The sequence below is a fragment of the Pseudomonas sp. XP1 genome (assembly GCF_053557675.1).
Map to the genome: position 1 here is coordinate 101,687 of NZ_JBNRIJ010000008.1, position 25,319 is coordinate 127,005.

Annotated in this window: 22 protein-coding genes; all 22 read right to left on the reverse strand. The window is 62.7% G+C overall.

Annotated features, from left to right (window positions below; genetic code table 11):
* Window positions 1–3: 3 nt before the first annotated feature.
* The 22 genes from ACK1U9_RS09970 to ACK1U9_RS10075 all read right to left on the reverse strand — a co-directional run bounded on the left by ACK1U9_RS09970 (window position 4) and on the right by ACK1U9_RS10075 (window position 25,311).
* Window positions 4–351, reverse strand: coding sequence for a YgiW/YdeI family stress tolerance OB fold protein (locus ACK1U9_RS09970; RefSeq protein ID WP_108480384.1), 348 nt, complete (start codon window positions 349–351; stop codon window positions 4–6).
* Window positions 352–411: 60 nt separating this feature from the next.
* Window positions 412–795 (reverse strand): hypothetical protein, encoded by a 384-nt coding sequence (locus tag ACK1U9_RS09975; RefSeq protein ID WP_146190374.1) that lies wholly within the window; start codon window positions 793–795, stop codon window positions 412–414.
* A 92-nt stretch (window positions 796–887) separates the two neighbouring features.
* Entirely contained in the window at window positions 888–1,997 is a 1,110-nt protein-coding gene (gene gspL / locus ACK1U9_RS09980; RefSeq protein WP_085602035.1) for a type II secretion system protein GspL, read from the reverse strand.
* Complete coding sequence (locus tag ACK1U9_RS09985) at window positions 1,990–2,847, reverse strand: type II secretion system minor pseudopilin (protein ID WP_108480386.1); 858 nt, start codon at window positions 2,845–2,847, stop codon at window positions 1,990–1,992. The genes gspL and ACK1U9_RS09985 overlap by 8 nt, the downstream gene beginning before the upstream one ends.
* Window positions 2,844–3,434 (reverse strand): type II secretion system protein GspJ, encoded by a 591-nt coding sequence (locus ACK1U9_RS09990; protein ID WP_108480387.1) that lies wholly within the window; start codon window positions 3,432–3,434, stop codon window positions 2,844–2,846. Before ACK1U9_RS09990 ends, ACK1U9_RS09985 begins: the two co-directional genes overlap by 4 nt.
* Complete coding sequence (gene gspI / locus ACK1U9_RS09995) at window positions 3,421–3,801, reverse strand: type II secretion system minor pseudopilin GspI (protein WP_449109858.1); 381 nt, start codon at window positions 3,799–3,801, stop codon at window positions 3,421–3,423. Before gspI ends, ACK1U9_RS09990 begins: the two co-directional genes overlap by 14 nt.
* Window positions 3,779–4,243, reverse strand: a complete 465-nt coding sequence (locus ACK1U9_RS10000) for a GspH/FimT family pseudopilin (RefSeq protein ID WP_449109859.1) — start codon at window positions 4,241–4,243, stop codon at window positions 3,779–3,781. Before ACK1U9_RS10000 ends, gspI begins: the two co-directional genes overlap by 23 nt.
* Entirely contained in the window at window positions 4,240–4,686 is a 447-nt protein-coding gene (gene gspG, locus ACK1U9_RS10005) for a type II secretion system major pseudopilin GspG (protein ID WP_085602031.1), read from the reverse strand. The genes ACK1U9_RS10000 and gspG overlap by 4 nt, the downstream gene beginning before the upstream one ends.
* Before the next feature lies 1 nt (window position 4,687).
* Entirely contained in the window at window positions 4,688–5,893 is a 1,206-nt protein-coding gene (gene gspF, locus ACK1U9_RS10010; protein ID WP_449109860.1) for a type II secretion system inner membrane protein GspF, read from the reverse strand.
* A 1-nt stretch (window position 5,894) separates the two neighbouring features.
* The gene (gene gspE, locus ACK1U9_RS10015) at window positions 5,895–7,358 is read right to left on the reverse strand and encodes a type II secretion system ATPase GspE (RefSeq protein WP_135002186.1); all 1,464 of its coding nucleotides are present in this window, start codon (window positions 7,356–7,358) and stop codon (window positions 5,895–5,897) included.
* On the reverse strand, window positions 7,355–9,196 hold the full coding sequence (gene gspD, locus ACK1U9_RS10020) for a type II secretion system secretin GspD (protein WP_108480392.1): 1,842 nt from the start codon (window positions 9,194–9,196) through the stop codon (window positions 7,355–7,357). The genes gspE and gspD overlap by 4 nt, the downstream gene beginning before the upstream one ends.
* A complete protein-coding gene (locus tag ACK1U9_RS10025) occupies window positions 9,193–9,690 on the reverse strand; it encodes a type II secretion system protein N (RefSeq protein ID WP_449109861.1) in 498 nt (165 codons plus the stop codon). The genes gspD and ACK1U9_RS10025 overlap by 4 nt, the downstream gene beginning before the upstream one ends.
* Before the next feature lie 5 nt (window positions 9,691–9,695).
* Window positions 9,696–10,208, reverse strand: a complete 513-nt coding sequence (locus ACK1U9_RS10030) for a cytochrome b (RefSeq protein ID WP_449109862.1) — start codon at window positions 10,206–10,208, stop codon at window positions 9,696–9,698.
* Between the two features lie 51 nt (window positions 10,209–10,259).
* Complete coding sequence (gene gbpA / locus ACK1U9_RS10035) at window positions 10,260–11,723, reverse strand: N-acetylglucosamine-binding protein GbpA (protein ID WP_449109863.1); 1,464 nt, start codon at window positions 11,721–11,723, stop codon at window positions 10,260–10,262.
* A gap of 390 nt (window positions 11,724–12,113) precedes the next feature.
* The gene (gene hemE / locus ACK1U9_RS10040; protein WP_153671386.1) at window positions 12,114–13,178 is read right to left on the reverse strand and encodes a uroporphyrinogen decarboxylase; all 1,065 of its coding nucleotides are present in this window, start codon (window positions 13,176–13,178) and stop codon (window positions 12,114–12,116) included.
* Window positions 13,179–13,416: 238 nt separating this feature from the next.
* Window positions 13,417–14,835, reverse strand: a complete 1,419-nt coding sequence (locus ACK1U9_RS10045) for an FAD-dependent oxidoreductase (RefSeq protein WP_013974599.1) — start codon at window positions 14,833–14,835, stop codon at window positions 13,417–13,419.
* Window positions 14,836–14,941: 106 nt separating this feature from the next.
* Window positions 14,942–19,387: a glutamate synthase large subunit gene (gene gltB / locus ACK1U9_RS10050; RefSeq protein ID WP_046613524.1), complete on the reverse strand. Its 4,446-nt coding sequence runs from the start codon at window positions 19,385–19,387 to the stop codon at window positions 14,942–14,944.
* Window positions 19,388–19,759: 372 nt separating this feature from the next.
* Complete coding sequence (locus tag ACK1U9_RS10055) at window positions 19,760–21,385, reverse strand: AAA family ATPase (protein WP_449109864.1); 1,626 nt, start codon at window positions 21,383–21,385, stop codon at window positions 19,760–19,762.
* 15 nt (window positions 21,386–21,400) lie between these two features.
* On the reverse strand, window positions 21,401–22,498 hold the full coding sequence (gene aroB, locus ACK1U9_RS10060) for a 3-dehydroquinate synthase (protein ID WP_046613526.1): 1,098 nt from the start codon (window positions 22,496–22,498) through the stop codon (window positions 21,401–21,403).
* Between the two features lie 96 nt (window positions 22,499–22,594).
* Window positions 22,595–23,113 carry a shikimate kinase AroK gene (gene aroK / locus ACK1U9_RS10065; protein ID WP_046613527.1) on the reverse strand — a complete coding sequence of 173 codons (519 nt, stop codon included), beginning with the start codon at window positions 23,111–23,113 and terminating at the stop codon, window positions 22,595–22,597.
* Between the two features lie 4 nt (window positions 23,114–23,117).
* Window positions 23,118–24,386 carry a type IV pilus secretin PilQ gene (locus tag ACK1U9_RS10070; protein ID WP_322492334.1) on the reverse strand — a complete coding sequence of 423 codons (1,269 nt, stop codon included), beginning with the start codon at window positions 24,384–24,386 and terminating at the stop codon, window positions 23,118–23,120.
* Entirely contained in the window at window positions 24,310–25,311 is a 1,002-nt protein-coding gene (locus tag ACK1U9_RS10075; protein WP_322493455.1) for a pilus assembly protein PilP, read from the reverse strand. Before ACK1U9_RS10075 ends, ACK1U9_RS10070 begins: the two co-directional genes overlap by 77 nt.
* Window positions 25,312–25,319 lie beyond the last annotated feature (8 nt).

Here is a 25,319-nt window from a genome sequence, read left to right on the forward strand (position 1 = left end):
GGATCAGTTGATGATCTCGACCATATCTACATCCACCTCCCGGCTCATCAGGTGCTTCTCCACCTCACCGGTCAGCTTGACCTTGGTCTTGTCGTTGAACGGCGTCGGCGGCAGGTCTTCATCATCGATTTCCACGGTGATAGTGCCGGTGTTGTCCTTGAACTCGTACTTGTCGTCGTTGTTGATCTTCTTAGTCACGAAGCCTTGCAGCACCACTGGGGTGTCGTCGGCAGCATCGTTGGCCGCAGCTACGGTGGTGACCGACTGGTCGCCGGGGCCGGTGTAGCCGGCAGCCAGGGCGGCAGTGCTGAACAGAGGGGCGAGGATCAAGGCGAGGTAACGGATTTTCATGGGACAGGTCCTGATTCGATTTCGATGGAAACAGCCTACCGCTGCTGGCTGAAGCCAACCTTAATCAGCACTGGCCTCATCCAGCGCAAACCCCAACTGCGCCTGCAGCCGCTCCCCGACAATTTGCAACTGCAAACTGCGGACCTGCGCGCCGTCAACCTCCAGCGCATGCAGCCACTCCAGCAGTGGCGCAGGCTCACCCTCGAGGCTTACGTCCACCTGACCGGCCCGTGCCTGCAACCCGATAATTCGCAAACCGGCGGCCAGTGCGCGCTCGTTCAGAACAGCGGGTGTCAGCACCGTCACCGGTTCCCTGGCCAAGGCCGGACCTGTCGAAACCCGTTGCAGATGCCCGGTGAGCTTCAGCTCATGCGCATGGGCGAGCTCGGCCTGTTGCAAGCTCTGCTTGCCGGGTACCCAGGCAAACTGCCAGAGCAGGACCATGGCCAAACTCCAGAGTGCGGCCATGATCACTGCCCTTCGATCACCGGGTATCGATTGCCATTGGCCTATCAGGGTCTGCTCAATCCACCGCATCAGCGAGTCTCCCTGAAAGTCAGGGTCGCGCGCACAACCTGCTCGGCCTGCCGGGCCTGGTCCATCAACACGGCAGGCGCCCGCTGGCGCAGGCGCTCAAGGTCATCGAAACCTTGCGCAACCACTTCCATGCGCCACCCTCCGCGGGGACTGGACACGGCTCGCTCAACCGTGATGTTCCCGGTTTCCACCAATTGCTCCGTGAAAGATACCAGCCCCTCCACGGTAGTCTTCTCTCGGGGACGGAATTCCAGTGCCCTGATCTGTGTGGCCAGGTCACCTGCGACAGACTGCTCGGGCGCCCAACGCAGAAACGTCTGAAGATTCTCGGCATGTAGCTGTGCTGTACGTTCCGACAGCCATTCAGCACGCAGATGTTCCGCCAGGCACACCATTGCGAAGGCCAGCAGCGCTCCGCCCGCCAGGGATGGCCAGGGCACGATAGGGCTTCGTCGCCGAAATGGCCCCTGGCGCAGGTCCAGGGCCTTGGCCCGACCTTGGATGAAGGTGTGAAAGGCGCTATCGACGGCTTGGTTATGGAGGGTCTGCCCTGCATCAGCAGGTTCGGCCGGCCGCTCCATCGGCGGCAGTTGCCGCACCAGTACCTCGGCTGCCTGGGGGCCGGCGGCCAGCCAAGGCCCACCATGCCCGCCCAACAACCAGCGCCCCTCGAGCCACAGGGCACGGGGCTGCTCGGCGCCCAGCAGGTCGGCATCGGCGTGGATCCCGAGCGGGTCGATTCCCTGGCTTTTCAACAAGGCCATAAGGCTGGCCAGAACCTGACGCTCTATCACCAGAGCCCGGCGATGTCCCTGCGCATCCGGCGGGCCGAAAACCAGATGCAGCGTTTCCAGCGGCGCAGCCAAATAGTCTTCGGCAGCGTAGGCCAATGTTTCAGGCTTGGGCCGCTTGCACGGCACAGGACCGATCTCGCAACTGCCCAACATCTCCATAGGTACCACCACGATAGCAGGACCGGTGAGCGTCGGAGCCAGCTCCTCCAGTCGTGCCTTGTGCAGGCTGCCGTCCGCCGCACGCAGCCACACCGGCCACCGCGCATCGGCTGCCGCAACCCCTTCCGGCAACAGGTACAGCCAATTCTCACTCATCTGCTCTTTGCTCCCGCATCGCAGAAAACACACGCCGCACCACACGAACCTGATGCGTGTCCAAATCGATCTCCAGGTCGCTGTACAGGTACATGCGCTTACCTGCCATCTCTGCCTGCACCTCCAGGCGAAACCAGCGGCTGGTCACGGCCAGCCCGCGCCTGTCCAGCCCCACGCCTTCCAGTTGGGGCAGGGCCAAAAAACGTTCTACCGTGGGGTAACCCGCTTCGGGGCGCTCGCTTACCAGTTGGCTTGCCACCGTAAGCGACACCTCGGCGGACGCCGCAAGCAGTAGCGCCGGGGCCGTGTTGATGTTGAGCCGCGCCTCCTTGGGCAACACCACTACCCAAGGCTGCAAACGCGCCATTACCTCAGCGGAAACACCCGGCAACGTACGCAACTGGGTTGGGTCGAGCATCGGCTGGCCAGCGAGCCCTTCCAAAGCGGGTGGCTCCACCTGCAACGAATGGCACAGGCGCTCCCAGCGCTTGAGCAGCAGCGGGTCGGGTTCCTTGCCTGCCATCAGGGCGCCGAGGTTCAAGCGGCCAGAGAGGTCCTCCAGCTGCAGGCTCAGTTGCCCCTGACCAAGGGTGAACGCTCGGGGCTGGGCCCAGGATTGTCGAACATGAGTGACCTGCAGTACTTCGCCAACCTCACGGCGCAAGCTCGCCAGGGCATGCTGCTCGCCGGCCTGAGCCAAACGCAGCAAGCGCGACGCGTCGATCTGCTGGCTGACACCACCAATCAGCAGTTGATGGCTGCGCAACATACCGGCTGACAGCAACGTGAGCAGCGCCATGACAAGCAGCACGGTGACCAGCGCAAGCCCCTTTTGACGTTGCCTTCTCATTGGCTGGTGCCTCCCAGCGGCAGTACCCGCCGGATCTGTTCAAAACGCCTGGTCGACAGTGTCACCTCCAGCGCCTGCGGTGGCACCGGCCGACGCTGGGCCATTGGCCAGCGCGCCTGCCAGCCGCTACCGGGCACGTGCAGACGCCAGTGCAGCTCGCTCACACCTTCGAGCAAACGCTGCGGGCGTGGCAGGCCTTGCCCCAGCGTGCGTCGCTGGCGCCACAGCACGCCGTCTTCGAGCCAGTACTCGACAACCCTCAGCTCGCTGCGCTTGAGCGTTTGGCTGCCTTGTTCGCTGGCCAACCAATGGACCCGAGTGCCGTTCAACAGAATGCCGTAACCGCCTTTGCCCAGGCTCGAGGGCGCATACCCCAGCATGGCGTCGCGCTGAATCAAACTCATGGCCCTACCCAGCGCACGCAGCTCATCGGCCTGTGCCTGTCGTGCGTTCTCGGCACGCATGAACACATCAAGCACGCGCGCACTTCCAATTGCCAGGACTGCAAAGATAGCGAGCGCCAACAGCAGCTCGATCAAGGTGAAGCCCCCCTGGCGGGTCATCCTGCCCGGGCTAGCGCGGCGCATCCGCCATCCCCAGCCACCCCGTGGCCTGATGCAGCACCTGGCGGTCCGCAGCAAGGCCCACACGCACATGCACCTCCAGCAAGCCACCCACGCCCAGGCGGCGGCTTTCGTGCAGAGTCCAGCGGTGTTGACCGAACATGACCTCCAGGCTCCGCTGGCCGGGAGTCCGCGCAGCTTGCAGGCCCAGCTCTGTCAGGTGATTGTCGGCCACCCAGCTAGCCAATAGGCGCTCTCGAACCCCCTGCGATTGCGCCAGCACATGCTGGCTGGCCGTGGTCACCGCCACAGCCAGCACCGCAAAAATCGCCAGCGCCACCAACACCTCCAACAAGGTGAAGCCGCGTTCAGTGCATGAACTGGGGGTCATTGAGGCCATCACTCGACACGGAAACAAGGCGCACATTGTCCGCCTCGAAATGCAGGGTAAACGGCATGTGCTCGTCATTACCGTACATCAGCAGTTGCGGCGCCCCACCAGCCAGGGCATGCGGCACAGGCAGCCCATCGATCTCCAAGCGCAGGTCCAGGCCAATATCGCGGTGCCTGCCGGCTGCCTCCCAGCCATCCTCGGAGGCGTTGAGCAGTTGGTAGCCCTGAGCATCGATGCGAATACCTTGAGTCAGCCTTTCCAGCACCGCCTGCTGCCGCGCGTACTGCACCAACTGAAGGAAGAGGTTGGCCTCCTGGCTGGCCACACGCTGTGGATCACGTGCGAACGTGAACCCGGCCATGCCCATCACAATGCCCAGCAACAGCATCACCAGAAGCAGCTCCAGCAGGGTGAAGCCTCGAGAGCGGCGCTGTTTCATTCAGACCAGTTACCGATATCAGCATCCATTTCCTCACCGCCCGGCTGACCATCGCTGCCCAGGGAGTAAAGGTCATAGCCATGGGGCGAACGCGTTCCAGGGCTTGCGTACTGATAATGCGAGCCCCAGGGGTCGGTTGGTGTGCTTTTCAGATAGCCTTGGGCACTCCATTGACGTGGCAATGGCGCCACCGTGGGGCGTTTCACCAAGGCGTCCAGTCCTTGCTCGGTTGTCGGGTAGCGGCCGTTGTCCAGACGGTAGATTTCCAGCGCGGTGGAAATTGACTGGATATCGGTGCGGGCTGCGGTCAGCTTGGCATGGTCGGGACGGCTCATGACGTTGGGCAGCACCAGCGCGCCAAGAACCCCCAGGATAATGACCACCACCATGATTTCGATGAGAGTGAAGCCGCGTTCGGCGCGGCGTGATGAACGCATGGACATGTCAGTTGACCAGTTGGTTGAGGTTAAGGATCGGCAGCAGGATGGCGAGCACGATGAACAGCACGATGCCCCCCATCAACAGCAGCATCAGGGGCTCACAGAGGCTCACCAGCAAGGAAATACGCCCTGCCAGTTGTTTGGCCTGAAGGTCTGCGGCACGTTCGAGCATGGTGTCGAGCTCACCGGCGCGTTCGCCGCTGGCGATCATGTGCAGCATCAGTGGTGGCAAGGCTTCGCTGCGCGCCAGGCAGTTGGCCAGCGTGGTGCCCTCGCCCAGCTCACGGGCGGCCCGCAGCAGGCGCTCGCGTAGAATCAGGTTGCCGATCACGGCCGCGCTGATGTTCATCGCCTCGACCAATACCACGCCGCTGCGCCCCAGAATCGCAAGGGTGCTGATGAAGCGGGCCGCTTCGCTGGCCCGGACGAATTCGCCATATCCGGGCAGGCGCAGTGAAAAGCCATGCCATTGCCTGCGCCGTGCCGGTTGGCGAAGGGCACAGGCAACCAGTGCGATGGCCATGGCCAATAGCGCCAGCGCTGCCAAGCCATAATGGTTTGTGGCATCGCTCAAGGTGATCAGCACTCGCGTTGCCAGCGGCAGTTGTGTATGGTCACGCGAAAAGGCCTGCACCACGTCTGGCACCACATAGCCCAGCAGAAAACCCACCACCAGCAACGAGATAACCAGCAGGATCACTGGGTAAACCATCGCCAGCTGTACCTTCTGCCGCAGGGCCTGATGGTTCTCGCCATGCTCGGCCAAACGCTCGAGCACACCTGCCAGGTGGCCGGAACGTTCGGCAGCGGCCACGGTGGCCCGATAAACCATGGGGAATGCCTGTGGGTAATGCGCCAGGGCCTGCGCCAGCGCATGGCCTTCGGCAACCCGCTCAGCCACGCCGCGCAATACCTGACGTACGTGGCGCGGCGTACTCTGCTCGGCAACTGCCTGCAAGGCCTCGGTCAACGGCACCCCGGCATGCAGCAGAGTCGCCAGCTGGCGCGTCAGCAGCGAGCGCCGGGCCAGACTCAGGGTATTGCGTGCCAGCAACCGGGCCAAAGGGGATGCCCCCAAGGGGCTCATGCTCAGTACCAGCAACCCTTGCTCGCGCAATGTTTGCCGGGCCTGTCGCGCACCCGACGCCTCCACGGTGCCTCGCTGGCGCACACCCTTGGCATCCTGGGCCTGGTAGCGGAACAGCGCCATGTCAGTCCTGCCCTGTCACGCGCAGCAGTTCTGCCACGCTTGTCTGCCCCTGGCAGACACGCTGGACGCCATGCTGGAACAGGCTTGGTGTATCCACGCGGATCAATTCGAGCATGTCGTCATGAGACGCCCGGGCATGAATCGCCTGGGCCAGCGCGGGCTTCACCACCAGCATCTCGTGCAACGCCAGGCGCCCGCTGTAACCCAGCTGGCATTCGCTACAGCCCTGCGCCTTGTAGAGTCGCGGCGGCAATTCGGCCGGGTGGCCCAGGACGCTGGCCGTAGCCTCGTCCACTTCATGTTCGACCCGGCAGTGGGGACAAAGCCGTCGCACCAGGCGCTGGGCCATGATCCCGGCCAGTGAAGATGCGAGCAGGCAAGTATCGATGCCCATGTCGGCAAGGCGTGTTATTGCGCCCAGAGCGCTGTTGGTATGCAAGGTGGACAGCACCAGGTGGCCTGTCAGCGAGGCCTGCACCGCAATCTCGGCGGTCTCCCGATCGCGGATCTCGCCCACCATGACCACGTCGGGGTCCTGTCGCAAGATGGCACGCAGCCCCCGGGCGAAGGTCATGTCGACCTTGGTATTGACCTGGGTCTGGCCGATGCCGGGAAGGTAGTACTCGACCGGGTCTTCGACGGTGAGGATATTGCGCGATACCTGGTTCAGGTACGAAAGCGCGGTGTACAGCGTTGTGGTCTTGCCGGAACCGGTGGGCCCGGTGACCAGGAAAATACCATGTGGTTTCGCCAGCATGCGCATGAAGCCAGCACGTACCGAGCCGGGCATCTGCATATGGTCGATGTCCAGACGCATTGCCTGTTTGTCCAGCAAACGCAGTACCACCCGCTCGCCATGGGCGGCGGGCAAGGTCGACACCCGCACATCCACTTCGTGGCCGGCCAGGCGCAGGCTGATCCGGCCATCCTGAGGCACGCGCTTCTCCGCGATGTCCAGGCGCGCCATGACCTTGATGCGCGAAACCAACAGTGCAGATAGCTCCCGCGGTGGCGCCAGCACCTCGCGCATGACGCCGTCGATACGCATGCGTACGCGCAGCTGATGCTCGAAGGTTTCCAGGTGGACGTCCGAGGCCCGGGCCCTCACCGCCTCGCTGAACAAGGCATTGAGCAGGCGGATGATCGGCGCATCGTCCTGTTGCTCCAGCAGGTCGCTGGTTTGCGGCAAGGCTTCAGCCAGCTGCGCAAGGTCGATTTCCCGGTCCAGGCCCTGAACAACGGCCTGCGCTGCATCCTGACCGGGGCCGTAGCAACTGGCAAGGCGCTCGGCGAAGTCGGCATCGCTGACACGCCGCAGGTGCCAGTTACTGCCCACTACACGGCAGGCCTCGGCAAGAGCGGCCAGCGAAGTGCTCTCTCGCATCAGCAAGGCAGGCTCAGCCGCCTGGCGGTCGAGCAGGATGCCGTGACGTCGGGCAAAGCTGAACGGCAGGTCGCTGTTCATGAGCGTGGCCCTGGTGCGCCGGGCAGAGCCTGCGACTCGAACATCTGCCGGGGATCTTCCGGCAGGGTCGAATCATCCGCAGCGCGTACCCCTTCGTAGGCGCGTCGCCCCGTTTCGACCAGCTCGGCCTGGCTGCGCAGAATGGTCGGGCGCAGGAAGACCATCAGGTTGGTTTTTTCCTGAGTATCGCTGCGCCACCGGAACAGACCGCCCACCCATGGGATTCGGCTGAGCAGCGGAACACCGCGCTCTACCTTGCGCACGCTGTCCTTGATCAGGCCGCCGATCACGATAATCTCGCCATCGGCGGCCAAGATGGTGCTCTTGAGTGTGCGCTTGTTGGTGATCAGGTCGTTCTCGGTCGTGCTGGGTGCAATTTCCGAGCTCTCCTGCTCGACCTCGAGGCGCAGGCTGCGCCCTTCATTGATGTGCGGGCGCACCTTCAGGCTGATACCGATGTCCTTGCGCTCGACTGTGGTAAAGGGGTTCTCCGAACCACTACCGGGGGTAACGTAGGAGCCAGTCTTGAACGGCACGTTCTGGCCTACCAGAATCTGCGCCTCCTGGTTGTCCAAGGTCAGCAGGCTCGGCGTCGACAACAGGTTGCTGCGGCTATTGCTGGCCAAGGCCGAAACCAGCGCGGCAAAACGGTCCGAGCCAATGGCCAAGGCGACGCCCCCCGGCAGCTTGGTTTCCTTGCCCAGCAGGTCGGCCAGGGCAGCACCACTTTCGCTGAAGGTAACGCCGCCTTTGAGGCCACCTTTGTCGATGCCCCATTGCAGGCCCAACGCTTCATCGATGCTGCCACTGACTTCGACGATTGCCGCATGGATCAGCACTTGCGCCCGGGGCTGGTCCAGTTGTTGGATGATCTGCTCCACGCGGCCCAGCGTCTGCGGCTCGCCCATTATCACCAGGGCATTCTGGCTGGCATCGGCCTTGACCATGGCCTCTCCGGGGAGGTCCGCCCCCAGAGCCTTGGTGCCTGGCGTACCATCGAGCCGCTTGCCCACCTCACCCAATACTTCGGCAAGCTGCTCGGCACTGCTGTGTTGCAGGCGCACCACCCGCCAGTTCTGCGAAGTGGCCGGGAGCGGTACATCCAGCGAGCGGGTCAGTTGCGCAAGACGTTGCCTGGACTTGATCGGGCCCAGGATCAGAAGACGGTTGCCGTTCATGTCAGCCAGTACCCGAACGCCGCTGTCCGGGCCGCCGGCGGCGGCTTCGACCACCGGGAGCACAACCTCGGCCTGGGCTTTGCGCAAAGTCACCAGTTCATGATCATGCCGCTGACCACTGTCCAGCTGCAGGACCAGGTTTTCCAGGCGGTCCAGGTTGGCTGCGGAGTCGGTGATCACCAGGGCGTTGGCGGAGCTGGACGGTCCAATGTAACCATTGCTGGAAACCAACGGCCGCAGCAAACCGGCCAGATCGGCAGCGACACTGCCCGACAGGTTGAAAACCCGTGTGGTGACCGCTGCCGGTATGGCCTCCACCTGCTGGTTTGCCCAGGCCTTGGCTTCGCTTGCAGGCAGTACCAGCAAGCGGTCGCCGTCGTTCACGGCGGCAAAGCCATGGGCATTGAGCACCGAGTAAAAAAGCCGCCGTATCCCTTCGCGATCAAGCGCCTCGTTCGAAAGGACGGTGATGCGCCCCTGCACGCGCGGGTCAAGAATGATCGGCTGGTCAAGGATCGCCCCCACCTCACGCACCACGTCGCGCACGTCGGCATCGCTCATCGCCAGTTGCCAGGTGGGTGCCTCTGCAAGCGCCAGGGAGCAGGCAAGGGTAAGAGAGGCGCCGAACGAGGCGGCGCGCAGATATCGCATCAAAGTCATTGCACCTCCCGCAACAGGCGGGCTGAGGGGTCTGAAACAGCGCGCGGGCGAGTCGCCGCACCCGTGGGCAGAAATACAGAGGGGGTATCGCTGGACAACGACACGACTTCCTCGCGACCGTCGATCCACAGCACGATGGAACGCACGTTTATGTGGCGCAGCACGCCATGGCCCGTTAACCGGTCACCGACGCGATAGATGGCCTCGCCGCTATCGTTTCTCACCAACGCTCGGGCATCGCCCTGACTGGAAACGAAGCTGGCCTTGAGGGCGATATCCGCCCGGGTCGACTGACGTTGACCCGGGGCCTGAAAGCCGAACGCCAGGGCCAAGGTAGCCGCCGATAACGGTTTTTCCGGCAAAGCCGCTGTCGTCAACGGCGGGACCTGGGCGATCGGGGGCGCAACTGCGGGATAAAAGCTTTCACGCCATGCCAGGCAGACAAGCGTTACCAGCGCGAACGCAAGCCAAATCAGATACCTCGAGCGCTTCATCGTAATCAGGGCAGCATCCGCTTCAGCACGCGCCGCCCGGACAGCTCATGCAAGAGCACGGCGCCGATGTGCAGCGAAACGCCCAGTGCCAGCAGCAGGCAAGAAGCGATGTGAGCCTTGAACCAGACGTTGTGCCAGAACGGGTTGCTCAGCATGGGCGCGATGGAGAACCAACCGAACACATCGATGACCCGATCCATCATCAGCACCCCGGACAACAGCACGATAGCTGTGGTCCAGTACAAGCCCTCATGAGCGACATGAGCGATGCGTTGGTGTTTGAGATGGTCATGCAGGCTGCGGAGTTTGGGTCTGGTCAGGCGCAACAGCCAGCGCAGCATGAATACCGGGATGAACAGGGTCGTCATGGCCACATTGACGAATGCCACAAAGTGGCGCGTGGCGGGGGCGACATTCAGGTACGCCACGTAGAAACCGCTGATCAAGACCCAAATGATGACCGTGGCAGAGATCCAGTGCAGGAGGATCTGCTGCCAGCAATATTTTTGCACTTGCATAGATAGTACTCGAAGAGCCTGGCCCCGCCGGAAGGGGCCAGGTCAGATGCTTTACTTCTCGATCCAGGCCATGTTCCAGTGGGAACCAACACCTGGCTCGAACTGGGTGGCATCTGCGGAGTACTGCAAGCAGTAACCCGAGTTGGGGAACGGCTGACACTCGTAAACCTTGCCGTTCTTAGGCTGCAACACTGTTGTGCCAGCCTTGTAACTCGACAGCGATTCCGGGAAAACGAAGTCGTGAGACCCATCGCCAGCCGCTTTGAGCTGAACCGTCTTCTCGTCCTGCAGCAGCACCCGCTCACGCTTGTCCACGCCTACGACCTTGAGGGTATGCTCGCCTTCGGTACTTTCGACATTCAGCACGAATGGCTCGGTGCCGTTGACGCTCTGGCGCGAGTAAGACACCTGCTTCTTGTTGGTATCGAACAGCCGTGCTGTCACTGTCAGGGGCTTGTTGGTCATGACGGTGAAATCCACACCACCCTTGCCGTCGGTGATCGTGTATTCGGGTTTGACATCGTGCAGGTGCATCGTGGCCTGCTCGCCAGCGGCGGTTTCAAAGTGCAGAAGGTAGTTGGTCAACCCACTTTCGGTTTTGGCGAAGATGCTGTTGGAACCCTGCACAGGCTCGATATTACCGTCCGCATCCATTTTACCGGCGCGTACCAACGTCTGGGTTTCGTTGATCTGCTTGGCGAGCTTATAAGCCCAGTTGGCAGCTATGGCTTCTTCGGCATTTTCGATCTTGATGCTTACATGGTTTTCAGTACGCTCCCCATTGGCATCGAATGCCCGGGCAGTAACTTTGTCGCCAACTTCGAGGTCACGGCTGGCGCTGATTTCAGCCAGGCGCGGCCACTCAGGGACCGGGCCGCCATCCAGCTGGATATCGACGTCAGCGACACTGTGGAAAGCCTTATCGGTATCGCCAACCTTCCAGACGGCGAGAATCACGTGCTGGCCCGAACGGTCGGCTGGCAATGTGCAGCTATGCCTTGGATTGGTGCCGGTACCTTTTGCCGGTATCTGGTTGCCGCCATCCAATGCACAGAACGGGGTCGAATCGAATGAGTCACGGGTCAGCGCAGCGTTGGGGTTCCAATCCGCCTTGGTAATGAAGTACTCCCACGACCGCACCGGATGCGGGACTTCATAATGCCAGTCGAACTGCATGTTACGGTCCACGACCGGGGTCAGATGCCAGCGATTGGCTGATTGCTCATCGAGTGCGGCAAAGTCGCCCCGAACGCCACCACTGGCGATTTTTCCATCCTCGGGACCTTGGCTTGGAAAGCGCCCTATCACTTCGCCGACCGACCACGGTTCGTACTGGGCACCTCCGCAGTTGACGTTCAGGTTTTTAAAACCTGCATGGCAGAGCGCTGCACGAGACGGAGGATCAGCCAGGTGACCATGTGCATTGGCAATTTGCGTCTGCAAACCTGCACCTGCGATCGCCACCCACACACCGGTGGCGACAACGCTTTTTCGCAGGGTCTTTCTTCTATTCATCACGAACTCCGAACGCATTGCTGGTTAAATGCGTAAAGGCGCATTTATTGAAATGCAATGCACCTTCAGCGCGAATGGAGCGCGGAGAGTAAATAAAACAACTTTGCGTTTATGTAGGAATAAACCTGGCAGGCCGCGGTCTTTTCTCGTGGCCTTGAGGCAATTTCCATGTTGAGACTTTCGAAACAAAAGCGCTAAAGACGCGAGGAGGAATTACTATCGATCTTCAATGTCGAGAACTTTCTCTACATCGAAAGATTCACAGCAACATGCAAGCCTTTGGTGAAACGCTGACATGTAACTTGAAGCCTGTTCAACATCAGGGAAATATCACCAATCTGATGCGAACAGGCTTACTAAAGCCCCCCGACCCGCTCGGGGCCCCTCGAATCAAGCGTGGTATTGCGCCGACAGCTCATGCACGGCGTTGATGAACACGCCGGCGTGCTGCGGGTCGACTTCCGGTGTGATGCCATGGCCCAGGTTGAACACATGGCCTGTGCCATGGCCATAGCTGGCCAGGATGCGCGCCACTTCCTTGCGGATGGCCTCGGGCTTGGCGTACAGAACGGTCGGGTCCATGTTGCCCTGCAGCGCAACCTTGTCACCCACGCGGCGGCGGGCGTCGCCGATTTCGCAGGTCCAGTCCAGGCCCAGCGCATCGGCACCGGCTTCGGCGATGCTTTCCAGCCACAGGCCGCCGTTCTTGGTGAACAGGATCACCGGCACCTTGCGCCCCTCGTGCTCGCGGATCAGGCCGCTGACGATCTTGCGCATGTAGGCCAGGGAGAATTCCTGGTAAGCCGCCGCCGACAGGTTGCCGCCCCAGGTGTCAAAAATCTGCACGGCCTGGGCACCAGCGAGGATCTGGCCGTTGAGGTAGCTGGTGACCGACTGGGCCAGCTTGTCCAGCAGCAGGTGCAGAGCCTGCGGGTTGTCGTAGGCCATGGCCTTTGTCTTGCGGAAGTCCTTCGACGAGCCGCCTTCGACCATGTAGGTAGCCAGGGTCCACGGGCTGCCGGAGAAGCCGATCAGCGGCACGCGGCCGTTCAGCTCGCGGCGGATGGTGCTGACCGCGTCCATCACGTAGCCGAGGTCTTTCTGCGGGTCGGGGATCGGCAGCGCTTCGATGTCGGCCGGGGTGCTGATGACCTTCTTGAAACGCGGACCTTCGCCGCTTTCGAAGTACAGGCCCAGGCCCATGGCATCGGGGATGGTGAGGATGTCCGAGAACAGGATCGCCGCGTCCAGCGGGTAGCGGTCCAACGGCTGCAGGGTGACCTCGCAGGCGAACTGCGGGTTCATGCACAGGCTCATGAAGTCACCGGCCTTGGCGCGGCTGGCGCGGTACTCCGGCAGGTAGCGGCCGGCCTGGCGCATCATCCACACCGGGGTGACGTCTACGGGTTGCTTGAGCAGTGCACGCAGGAAACGATCGTTCTTCAGGGCAGTCATGTCGGCATCCGGAAAAATAGTGCGGGCATTTTCTCAGACGCCAGCGCAAAAGGCACGGTCAAGGCCATGCGTTTTGTCTATTGGATGCCATGGATCAAGGATTTTTGTATACAAAAATGCCGTTGGGGCTGCTTTGCAGCCCATCGCGACGCAAGGCCGCTCCCACATTAGGAATGCATTTCCCCTGTGGGAGCGGCCTTGTGTCGCGAAAGGGCCGCGAAGCGGCCCCGACAATCGATCAGACTTCCAGGTAGTCCAGGATACCCTCAGCAGCAGTGCGCCCTTCGAAGATAGCCGTCACCACCAGGTCCGACCCACGCACCATGTCGCCACCGGCAAACACTTTCGGGTTGCTGGTCTGGTGCTTGAACTTGCCTTTCTCCGGTGCCACCACGCGGCCCTGGCTGTCCAGCTGGATGCCATGCTGCTCGAACCACGGCGCCGGGCTTGGGCGGAAGCCGAAAGCGATGACCACGGCATCGGCCGGCAGGATCTCTTCGGACCCAGGGATCGGCTCCGGGCTGCGGCGGCCACGGGCATCCGGCTCGCCGAGACGGGTCTCGACCACCTTCACGCCTTCGACCTTGTCCTCGCCGACAATGGCGATAGGCTGGCGGTTGTAGAGGAACTTCACGCCCTCTTCCTTGGCGTTCTTCACCTCACGACGCGAACCCGGCATGTTGGCCTCGTCACGGCGATAGGCGCAGGTCACCGACTTGGCGCCCTGGCGGATCGAGGTGCGGTTGCAGTCCATCGCGGTGTCACCACCACCCAGCACCACTACCTTCTTGCCCTGCATGTCGACGAAGTCTTCCGGCGACTTCTCGAAGCCCAGGTTGCGGTTGACGTTGGCGATCAGGAAGTCCAGCGCGTCATGCACGCCCGGCAGGTCCTCGCCCGGGAAGCCGCCTTTCATGTAGGTATAGGTACCCATGCCCATGAACACCGCGTCGTACTCGGCGAGCAGTTGCTCCATGGTCACGTCCTTGCCCACCTCGGTGTTCAGGCGGAACTCGATGCCCATGCCGGTGAACACTTCTCGGCGGTTGCTGAGCACGGTCTTTTCCAGCTTGAACTCGGGAATGCCGAAGGTCAGCAGGCCGCCGATTTCCGGGTTGCGGTCGAACACCACCGGGGTAACGCCGGCACGTACCAGCACGTCGGCACAGCCCAGGCCGGCCGGGCCGGCACCGATGATGGCGACGCGCTTGCCGGTTGGCTTGACCTTGGACATGTCCGGGCGCCAGCCCATGGCGAAGGCGGTATCGGTGATGTACTTCTCCACCGAGCCGATGGTCACCGCGCCGAAGCCGTCGTTCAGGGTGCAGGCACCCTCGCACAGGCGGTCCTGCGGGCATACGCGGCCACACACTTCCGGCAGGGTGTTGGTCTGGTGCGACAGCTCCGCCGCAGCCAGGATGTTGCCTTCGGAGACCAGCTTCAACCAGTTGGGGATGAAGTTGTGTACCGGGCACTTCCATTCGCAATACGGGTTACCGCAGCCCAGGCAGCGGTGCGCCTGCTCCACAGACTGCTGCGGCTTGAAGGGCTCGTAGATTTCCACGAACTCCTTCTTGCGCTGGCGCAGCAGCTTTTTCTTCGGGTCCTTGCGGCCCACTTCGATGAACTGGAAGTCGTTGTTCAGACGTTCAGCCATTTTTCAAAACCTCTTTACCGCAGTTGCCAGCCTCAGGCTGCAAGCTGCAAGACGATCACTTGAGCACGACAGGCCCCGCGTACGGGGCCGTCACTTGCAGCTGTTGTTACTGCGGGTTGGCACGGGTGCTGGACAGCAGTTGCTTCAGGTTGGCTGCTTTCGGCTTGACCAGCCAGAAGCGCCGCACGTAGTCGTCCAGGTTCTCCGAGAGCTCACGCCCCCACTCGCTGCCGGTCTCTTCCACGTACTCGGCAAGGACCCGAGCCAGGTGGCTGCGGTAGGCCTCCATCGCTTCACCACTGATACGCTGGATTTCCACCAGCTCATGGTTGAGCTTGTCGACGAAGGTATTGTCCATGTCGAGCACGTAGGCGAAGCCGCCAGTCATGCCAGAACCGAAGTTGTAACCGGTCTTGCCCAACACGCAGACAAAGCCGCCGGTCATGTATTCACAGCAGTGATCGCCAGTGCCCTCGACAACAGCGTGGGCGCCGGAGTTACGTACAGCAAAGCGCTCGCCAGCAGTACCGGCGGCGAACAGCTTGCCGCCAGTGGCGCCGTACAGGCAGGTATTGCCGACGATGGCGCTGTGCTGGGTTTCGAACGGGCTGCCGGCTGGCGGCACGATAGTGACCTTGCCACCGGTCATGCCCTTGCCGACGTAGTCGTTGGCATCGCCTTCCAGGTGCAGGTTCAGGCCACCGGCGTTCCACACGCCGAAGCTCTGGCCCGCAGTCCCCTTGAAGCGGAAGGTGATCGGCGCCGCGGCCATGCCCTGGTTGCCGTGCAGACGGGCGATTTCGCCCGACACGCGCGCACCGATGGAGCGGTCGCAGTTGCAGATGTCGAGGCTGAACTCGCCACCAGCCTGGTCGCGGATGGCCGGCATGGCCATTTCCACCATCTTCTCGGCCAGCTCGCCCTGGTCGAACGGCGGGTTCTTTTCTACTTCGCAGAACTGAGGCTTGTCAGCCGGGATGTGCGAGCTGCCCAGCAGCGGCGTCAGGTCCAGGTACTGCTGGCGCTCGGTGTCGCCTGGCAGTACATCGAGCAGGTCGGTACGGCCGATCAGCTCGCCGAGGCTGCGCACACCCAGCTTGGCCAGCCACTCACGGGTTTCTTCCGCGACGAAGGTGAAGAAGTTGATCACCATGTCGACGGTGCCGATGTAGTGGTCCTTGCGCAGCTTGTCGTTCTGGGTGGCTACGCCGGTAGCGCAGTTGTTCAGGTGGCAGATGCGCAGGTACTTGCAGCCCAGCGCGATCATCGGCGCGGTACCGAAACCGAAGCTTTCGGCACCGAGAATGGCCGCCTTGATCACGTCCAGGCCGGTCTTCAGGCCACCGTCGGTCTGTACCCGTACCTTGCCGCGCAGGTCGTTGCCGCGCAGGGTCTGGTGGGTTTCGGCCAGGCCCAGCTCCCATGGGGCGCCGGCGTACTTGATCGAGGTAAGCGGCGAAGCACCGGTACCACCGTCGTAGCCGGAGATGGTGATCAGGTCGGCATAGGCCTTGGCCACACCGGCGGCGATGGTGCCGACGCCAGCTTCTGCCACCAGCTTGACCGAAACCAGGGCTTGCGGGTTGACCTGCTTGAGGTCGTAGATCAGCTGGGCAAGGTCTTCGATCGAGTAGATGTCGTGGTGCGGCGGTGGCGAGATCAGGGTCACGCCCGGTACCGCGTAACGCAGCTTGGCGATAAGGCCGTTGACCTTGCCGCCTGGCAGCTGGCCGCCTTCACCGGGCTTGGCGCCCTGGGCAACCTTGATCTGCAGCACTTCGGCGTTGACCAGGTACTCCGGGGTCACGCCAAAGCGGCCGGTGGCCACCTGCTTGATCTTCGAGCTCTTGATGGTGCCGTAGCGCGACGGGTCTTCACCGCCCTCGCCAGAGTTGGAACGCGCGCCCAGGCGGTTCATCGCCTCGGCCAGCGCTTCGTGGGCCTCTGGCGACAGTGCACCCAGCGAGATACCGGCGGAATCGAAGCGCTTGAGGATCGCCTCCAGCGGCTCGATCTGCTCCAGCGGCAGCGGCTGTTCGGCCACCTTCACCTTCAGCAGGTCCCGGATCATCGACACCGGGCGCTGGTCGACCAGCGTGGTGTATTCCTTGAACTTGGCGTAGTCGCCCTGCTGCACGGCGGCCTGCAGGGTGTTGACCACATCCGGATTGTAGGCGTGGTATTCGCCACCGTGAACGAACTTCAGCAGGCCGCCTTGCTGGATCGGCTTGCGCGCGCTCCAGGCTTCGGCTGCCAGCAGCTTCTGGTCGCTTTCCAGGTCTGCGAAACGCGCACCCTTGATGCGGCTGGAAACGCCCTTGAAGCTCAGGCCGACCACTTCCTCGGACAGGCCGATGGCTTCGAACAGCTGCGCACCACGGTAGGAGGCGATGGTGGAGATACCCATCTTCGACAGGATCTTCAGCAGGCCCTTGGAGATGCCCTTGCGGTAGTACTTGAAGACTTCGTCCAGGTCGCCCAGCACTTCGCCGGTACGGATCAGGTCGGCCAGCACTTCATAGGCCAGGTACGGGTAAACGGCCGAGGCACCGAAGCCCAGCAGCACGGCGAAGTGGTGCGGGTCACGGGCGGTGGCGGTTTCCACCAGGATGTTGCTGTCGCAACGCAGACCCTGTTCGGTCAGGCGGTGGTGCACCGCACCAACGGCGAGCGAGGCGTGCACCGGCAACTTGCCCGGGGCGATGTAGCGGTCGCTTAGCACCAGCTGGGTCTTGCCAGCGCGCACGGCTTCTTCAGCCTGGTCGGCGATATTGCGGATGGCCGCTTCCAGGCCGACGCTCTCTTCATAGTTGAGGTCGATCAGCTGGCGATCGAAACCTTCGCGCTCCAGGTTCATCAGCGAACGCCACTTGGCGGGCGAGATGACCGGCGAGCTGAGGATTACCCGCGAAGCGTGCTCCGGGGACTCCTGGAAGATGTTGCGCTCGGCACCCAGGCAGATTTCCAGGGACATGACGATCGCTTCGCGCAGCGGGTCGATCGGTGGGTTCGTCACCTGGGCGAACTGCTGGCGGAAGAAGTCGTACGGTGAACGCACGCGCTGCGACAGCACGGCCATCGGCGTGTCGTCCCCCATCGAACCGACCGCTTCCTGGCCCTGCTCGCCGAGCGGGCGCAGCACCTGGTCACGCTCTTCGAAGGTGACCTGGAACATCTTCATGTATTGCTTGAGCTGGTCAGCGTCGTAGCTGGCCACGCCCTGATCGTCGGTCAGTGTCGCCTGGATGCGCGTGGCGTGCTGACGCAGCCAGCGCTTGTAGGGGTGGCGCGACTTCAGGCGGTTGTCGATGGCGTCGGTGTCGAGGATCTGGCCGGTTTCGGTGTCCACGGCGAAAATCTGGCCCGGGCCGACACGGCCCTTGGCAATGACGTCCTCGGGCTTGTAGTCCCATACGCCGATTTCCGACGCCAGGGTGATGTAGCCGTTCTTGGTGGTCACCCAGCGCGCCGGGCGCAGGCCGTTACGGTCGAGCAGACACACCGCATGGCGGCCTTCGGTCATTACGATACCGGCCGGGCCATCCCATGGCTCCATGTGCATGGAGTTGTATTCGTAGAAGGCGCGCAGGTCGGCGTCCATGGTCTCGACGTTCTGCCAGGCTGGCGGTACCAGCATGCGCACGCCACGGAACAGGTCGATACCGCCAGTTACCATCAGCTCCAGCATGTTGTCCATGCTCGAGGAGTCGGAACCGACGCGGTTGACCAGCGGGCCGAGCTCTTCAAGATCGGGGATCAGGTCGTTGGCGAACTTGGTGCGACGGGCCATGGCCCAGTTGCGGTTGCCGGTGATGGTGTTGATCTCGCCGTTGTGGGCGAGGAAGCGGAACGGCTGCGCCAGCGGCCATTTCGGCAGGGTGTTGGTGGAGAAGCGCTGGTGGAACACGCAGATCGCGGTTTGCAGGCGCTCGTCACCCAGGTCTGGGTAGAAGGCCGCCAGATCGCGCGGCATCATCAGGCCTTTGTAGATGATGGTCTTGTGCGAGAAGCTGCAGATGTAATGATCGGCGTCGTGGGCGTTGGCCACAGAGGAACGGCGACGGGCACTGAACAGCTTGATGGCGAATTCCTGGTCGCTCAGGCCTTCACCGCCGATGAACACCTGCTCGATCTGTGGCAGACGCTCAAGGGCCAGGCGGCCGAGCACGCTGGTATCGATCGGCACCTTGCGCCAGCCGACCAGCTTCAGGCCAGCAGCGAGGATCTCGCGGTCCATGTTCGCGCGAGCGGCTTCGGCTTTGACCGGGTCCTGGTTGAAGAACACCATGCCGACGGCGTACTGCTTGGGCAGCTCGACGGCGAAATGCTCCTGGGCCACGGCACGCAGGAATTGATCGGGCTTCTGCATGAGCAGACCGCAACCGTCACCGGTCTTGCCGTCGGCGTTGATGCCGCCGCGGTGGGTCATGCAGGTCAGTGCCTGCATGGCGGTTTGCAGAAGGTGGTGGCTGGGTTCGCCCGTCATATGGGCGATTAGGCCAAAACCACAGTTGTCCTTGAATTCTTCGGGATGGTACAGACCTGTTTTCATAGACACATTCTCACCAGGTTCACCTCTCAACGGAGGTAAATCTCTTTTTTAACAACCACTTACCATCCACGCCGATCAAACGCCAGCTTTTTTGCGGTGGCCATGGAAAACCATTGTTGCACAGCGACAGCGATGCTCACAAATTTTCATGTCTCACCATTGAAAATTTATGTCGCAATTTTGAATGTTTTTGCGCCATGCGCCGTGATAGCGGCTTGGCTCGAGTCTGAAGCGTTTCAGCCATGACTGCAAGTAAGGCTTGTGGCCGGCAGTCTGGGACAGAAAAGCCTGCCGCGTGACAACGCAGCAGGCTAGTCGAAAGTCAGTAATCGCTCAGCAACTGGGCGGCGGGGTGGTGCCGCCCGGAAGGTATCAGCGGGCCGAGGCCAGCTCTTGTTGGACGCTGGCGACGGTACGTGGCCAAGGTTTACCAGCCTGGACCTTCGCTGGCAAGTTCTTGATTGCCGCAACCGCTGCGTCGCGGTTGGCGAAGTTGCCGTAAGTGACTACGTACAGCGGCTTGCCCTGCAGGTTTTTCTTGAAGTAGCGATAGTCGCCACCCTGCGCCTTGACGAACGCCTGGGCCGAAGCCTCGGAGCTGGTACCCAGGATCTGCACCACGTAATTGCCCGGTTTCTGCCCGGCGTACCAACCGCTGTTGCCGCTGCCACCGGCCGCCGGCTTCTCGACAGGCTTGGCGGCCGGCTTGGCCACGGCGACCTGGGTCGTTGCTGGTGCCGGCTTGGCAGGCGCAACCGGCTTGGCAGGCTGGGTTGCGACAGGTTTTTGCGCTGGCGCAACCGGCTGTGGTTGCGGCTGCGCTGGCGCTGCGGCCACTGACTGGGCAGGTACCGGTGCCGGGCCCGCCGGCACCCCTTGCGGCGGTGCGATGGTGGTCACGGTTGGTGGCGGGTTGCCTGGCTGCAGAGCGGTATCACCGGCCGGGCTGCCTTCCTCACCTTCGCCCATGCCTGCGGCCTGGGCCAGCGGCTCGCGCATCACCGGCTGCGACTGGCCAACCAGGGGCAGCGGCATCGGCTGGGACGAACCCGAGAACTCGATGGCCGGGTTGCCACCATTGGCCTGGCCCTCGCCAAGTGGCAGCTGGGCCTGGGCGGCCGGCGCTTCGGCAGGCGCCTTGTCACCTTTCTTCGGCATCAACACCGCGGCCGCAACGGCGACCACAACCACAGCGGACAGCGCGAGCACATGTTTTTTAGGCATCTTGAACCCCATGGATGGTCGCTTGGCCGTCGAGCGGCTGGCGATCATGGCTTCGATCAAAGTGTCACGGGCGACCTGGTTGATGTTGCCAGGCCAGCCGTCGGAGTTTTCATGGATATCGACGATCTGTTCACGGCTGAACACCTCGATGCCCCGGCCAGCACCTTCCAGGCGCTGCTCCAGGTACTCGCGGGTTTCTTCTTCGCTGTAGGGGGCGAGTTCGATGATGTGGAAGCGTTCTTCCTCGATATTGATCTCATCCAGCCCGGCAATCAGCGACGGCTCACCGAACAGGAACACATGCGGGCGCCCTTCCGGTACACCCGCCGCCAATTCCAGCAACGCTTGGAGTGCCGACTCGTCGAGTTGTTCCGCATCGTCCACCAGCAAATACACTTCCTGGCCGGTCAGTGCCAGTTGCACCACCTTGGCCAGGATCGCCTGCATTTCGGCCTCGGCCACATCCAGGCTCTGCGCGACCTGGCCGAGTACGCTTGCGGCATCGCTGGCGCCACGGGCGGATACCACCACGCTCTGCACCGCCTGCTTGTTGGTACTGGCCACCAGGGCCTGGCGCAGCAGGGTCTTGCCGCTGCCCAGTGGACCGGTGACAACCAGCATCAGCTGGCTGTAGCGCGCCAGGTGGTGCAGCTGGCCGAGCACGGGCTTGCGCTGGGCCGGGAAGAACTTGAAACCGGGCACGCGGGGTGCGAACGGATCGTGGCTCAACTGGTAATGGTCGAGAAAGGCCTCATCGGCATGCAAACTGGTCATTGCGCTGTCACAACCTCAAAGCTGGGCCACGATCGCGCGGTAATCCGCCGACAACGTGGCCTGAAGAATCTCTTTCGGATAGTCGTCGGTCACCACGGCCTCGCCCATCTGGCGCAGCAGCACCAGACGCAGCCGGCCGTCGAGCACCTTCTTGTCGACCGCCATGTGCTCCATGAAATGCGCCGGGGTCATTTCCTGTGGTGGCACCACCGGCAAACCCGCGTCCTGCAACAGGCGGATTCCGCGATCGCGCTCGTCCTGGTCGATCCAGCCAAGGCGCATGGACATTTCCAGGGCCATCACCGTGCCCGCCGCCACGGCTTCGCCGTGCAGCCACACACCGTAACCCATGTGGGTCTCGATGGCATGCCCGAAGGTATGCCCCAGGTTCAGCGTGGCGCGTACGCCAGACTCGCGCTCGTCGGCACCCACCACCGCGGCCTTGGCCGCGCAGGAGCGGCGGATGGCTTCGGTCAGCGCCACCGGGTCGAGGGCGCGCAACGCCTGCATATTGTCCTCGAGCCAGGCGAGGAATGGCTTGTCGCAGATCAGGCCGTACTTGATCACTTCGGCCAAGCCTGCGGACAGCTCGCGCGCCGGCAGAGTCTTGAGGCTGGTGGTATCGATCAGCACCGCATTGGGCTGGTAGAAGGCACCGACCATGTTCTTGCCCAGCGGGTGGTTGATGCCGGTCTTGCCGCCAACCGAAGAGTCGACCTGGGACAGCAGGGTGGTCGGCACCTGAATGAAGTCGACGCCGCGCTGGTAGCAGGCGGCAGCGAAGCCGGCCATGTCACCGATCACGCCACCACCCAGGGCAACCACGGTGGTGCGGCGGTCGTGTCGTGCAGTCAGCAGGCCATCGAAGATCAGTTGCAGGGTTTCCCAGTTCTTGTGGGCTTCACCATCAGGCAATACCACCGGCAGCACCGAATAGGCACCCAGGGTCTTGCTCAGGCGTTCGAGATACAGGGGCGCGACGGTCTCGTTGGAAACGATGGCAACCTGCCGCCCGGCGATGTGCGGCGCCAGCAGCTCGGGCTGGTCCAGCAGGCCTTCGCCAATGTAGATCGGGTAGCTACGCTCGCCCAGGTCGACCTTTAGTGTCTGCATGTATCCCCACAATGTACTTGGGCGCGGCGCCGTTCAGGCACCCGCGCGGTAACGTTGAACCTCGCCTCGGCGCTGGTGGCCGAGAATAGTCCCGGGCTAACGGGGCGGCAACTGCTGCAAGCGCTCGAGAATATCGATCACCACCATGCGTGGCGGCCGCTCGTCGGTTTCCACCACCAGGTCGGCGATCTCACGATAAAGCGGGTCGCGGGTTTCCAGCAGGGCGCGCAACGTCGCCTCGGGGTTGGCGGTGCGCAGCAGGGGGCGATTACGATCGCGCGCGGTGCGGCCAACCTGCTGTTCCACAGAAGCATGCAGATAGATCACCCGGCCACCCTTGTGCAGGGCCTGGCGGTTGGCTTCGCGCATTACCGCGCCACCGCCGGTCGCCAGGACCACGCCGTCGAGTGCGCACAGCTCGGCGATCATCGCCTGCTCACGGTCACGGAAACCCGGCTCGCCTTCCTTGTCGAAAATCCACGGGATGTTGGCACCGCATCGCAGTTCGATTTCCTTGTCGGAATCCTTGAACAGCAAGCGCAGCTCTTTGGCCAATAGGCGTCCGATGGTGCTTTTACCAGCGCCCATGGGTCCCACAAGTATCAAATTTCGCACAGAATCAACGACTCACAGCAATCGCCTGGTCACTCATGATACGCGGAGTCAGGAAGACCAGCAGCTCGGATTTTTTCTCTTGTAATGCATCGCGTCGAAACAGCCGCCCAACATACGGCAGATCGCCGAAAAATGGCACCTTGTCGACCACATTGTTTTGCGAAGTCGAGTACACGCCACCGATAACGATCGTTTCACCGTCCACCACGCGAACCTTGGCATTGACCTCGTTCTTGCGGATCGGCGGTACGTTGTTCAAGGCATTGACGTAATCCGGCTCGTCCTTGGTCACCCTGACGGTCATGATTACCTTGTTGTCCGGGGTGATCTGCGGGGTCACCTCCAGCGACAGCGAGGCTTCGCGGAACGCTACCGAGGTTGCGCCGCTTTTGCTGGTTTCCTGGTACGGCACCTCGGTACCCTTGAGAATCCTGGCCGTTTCCTTGTCAGCCGTGACCACCTTGGGCTGCGAAATGATTTCGCCGTTGCCGCTCTTTTCCATGGCACTGAGTTCCAGGTCGAGCAGCACGTCGCCACGCAGCACGCCCAGGCCGATACTGCCGCCCACCCGCTCCACCCCGAGATCGACGAACAGGTCCTTGCCCGGCCGAGGGTCCTCAATGTAAAGCGGCCCACCCCAGCGCACCCCCAGGCTTTTTTCGTAATCGACATTGGCTTCGACGATACGCGCCTCGATCGCTACCTGGCGCACCGGCACATCCAGTTGCTCCACCAGTTGCCTCAGCTCGGCAAGGCGGTCGGCCGGCTGGTGCACCACCAGCGTGTTGGTGCGCTCATCGACACTGAGGCTGCCCCGACCGGTGAGGATGCCGTCATCCGCCAGGCTCGCCAGCAGCAGCTCCGCAAGTTCGGCGGCCTTGGCGTGATGGATGGGCAACAGCTCTCGGCGCAACGGCTGCAACTGCGCATCCAGCGCCTGACCCACACGGGCATCGACAGACTGCGCGGCGAACTCGGCCGCAGGCGCCACAAGCAGCACATTACCCTCCTGGCGCCGGGCCAGGCCCTTGCTGCGCAGCACCAGGTCCAGCGCCTGGTCCCATGGCACATCCTGCAAGCGCAAGGTGACGCTACCCTGCACGGCATCGCTGGCGACCAGGTTTACCCCGGCATAGTCAGCCAGCACCTGCAGCACCGAGCGCACTTCCACATCCTGGAAGTTCAGCGACAGAGGTTCACCCTGGTAGGGCGTCGCCGACGCCAGCGGGACCGGCAGCAGGGCTGCCAGCATCCATTTCATCAATGTTTTCATCGTCGTCCGAGGCCTCCGTGCCCAAGTGCTTTGCGAGCGTGATGAACGCCGTACGTTCATGCCACTCCCCTGCGATGAACAGCCGTTCGAGTACTTCGACCTGGGCTTGATCAACCCTCGCCACCACCCCCTGGTCACGCCCGACTCGGTCCCCAGGGCGCACGCGATAGAGTCTGCCAGCAGCCACCAGCAGTGCTTCGTGTTCCGCCCCACGCGACAGGCTGCCGACCATCTCCAGTTGCGCCAAAGGCACGCCGGCCAACCCGCTGACCGTCAATCGCTTCGCCCCAGGCGCAAACGGGTCGACTGGCGGCGCGGCCATCACGCCCCTGGCCGGCATGCGCGCATACATCGCAGGCTCCGGCACTGGCGCCAGCGCCTGAAAGGCATCAACCCGCAACTGCAGGCGCAGCAGGCCAGGCTTGCCATCTACTGCAGCCAACTGCAGGTCACCACTGCGTAGCACACGCGCTTGGCCCAACCAGTCGCCCAGCCACTGACGCAGGGCCGCGTAACGCCCCACCACCTGAAGCTCCAGCGGCACCTTGCGAAAGCCGGCCTGCTGTTCGTCTTCATGTACATCGAAGCGCTCGATGAGCAAGCCGTGCGCATGCCCCGACGCCGCCAGGCGCTCGAGCAGGTCACTCATGCCCTCCCCGGCTGCCAGGTGCCAGTACGCCTCCCGCAAGCGTCGCTCGGCAATGGCCACAGACGCGTGGAGTTGCTCCAGCTCGGCCAGCTGCACCTCGCCGGCTGAATGCTGCTCGTGCAACTCGGCATGCCGAGCCTCCTCCCGCGCCTGCTGCTGCAGTGCTGCAGGGAGAAGTATGGCGCAGCCCAGGCCGAACAACGCCAAGGCCACCAGCACGGGCGCCAGCTGCCTGAAGCGGCTGGAGCGCTCGGCCACGGCCAACCAGCCGAGCACCTGCGCAG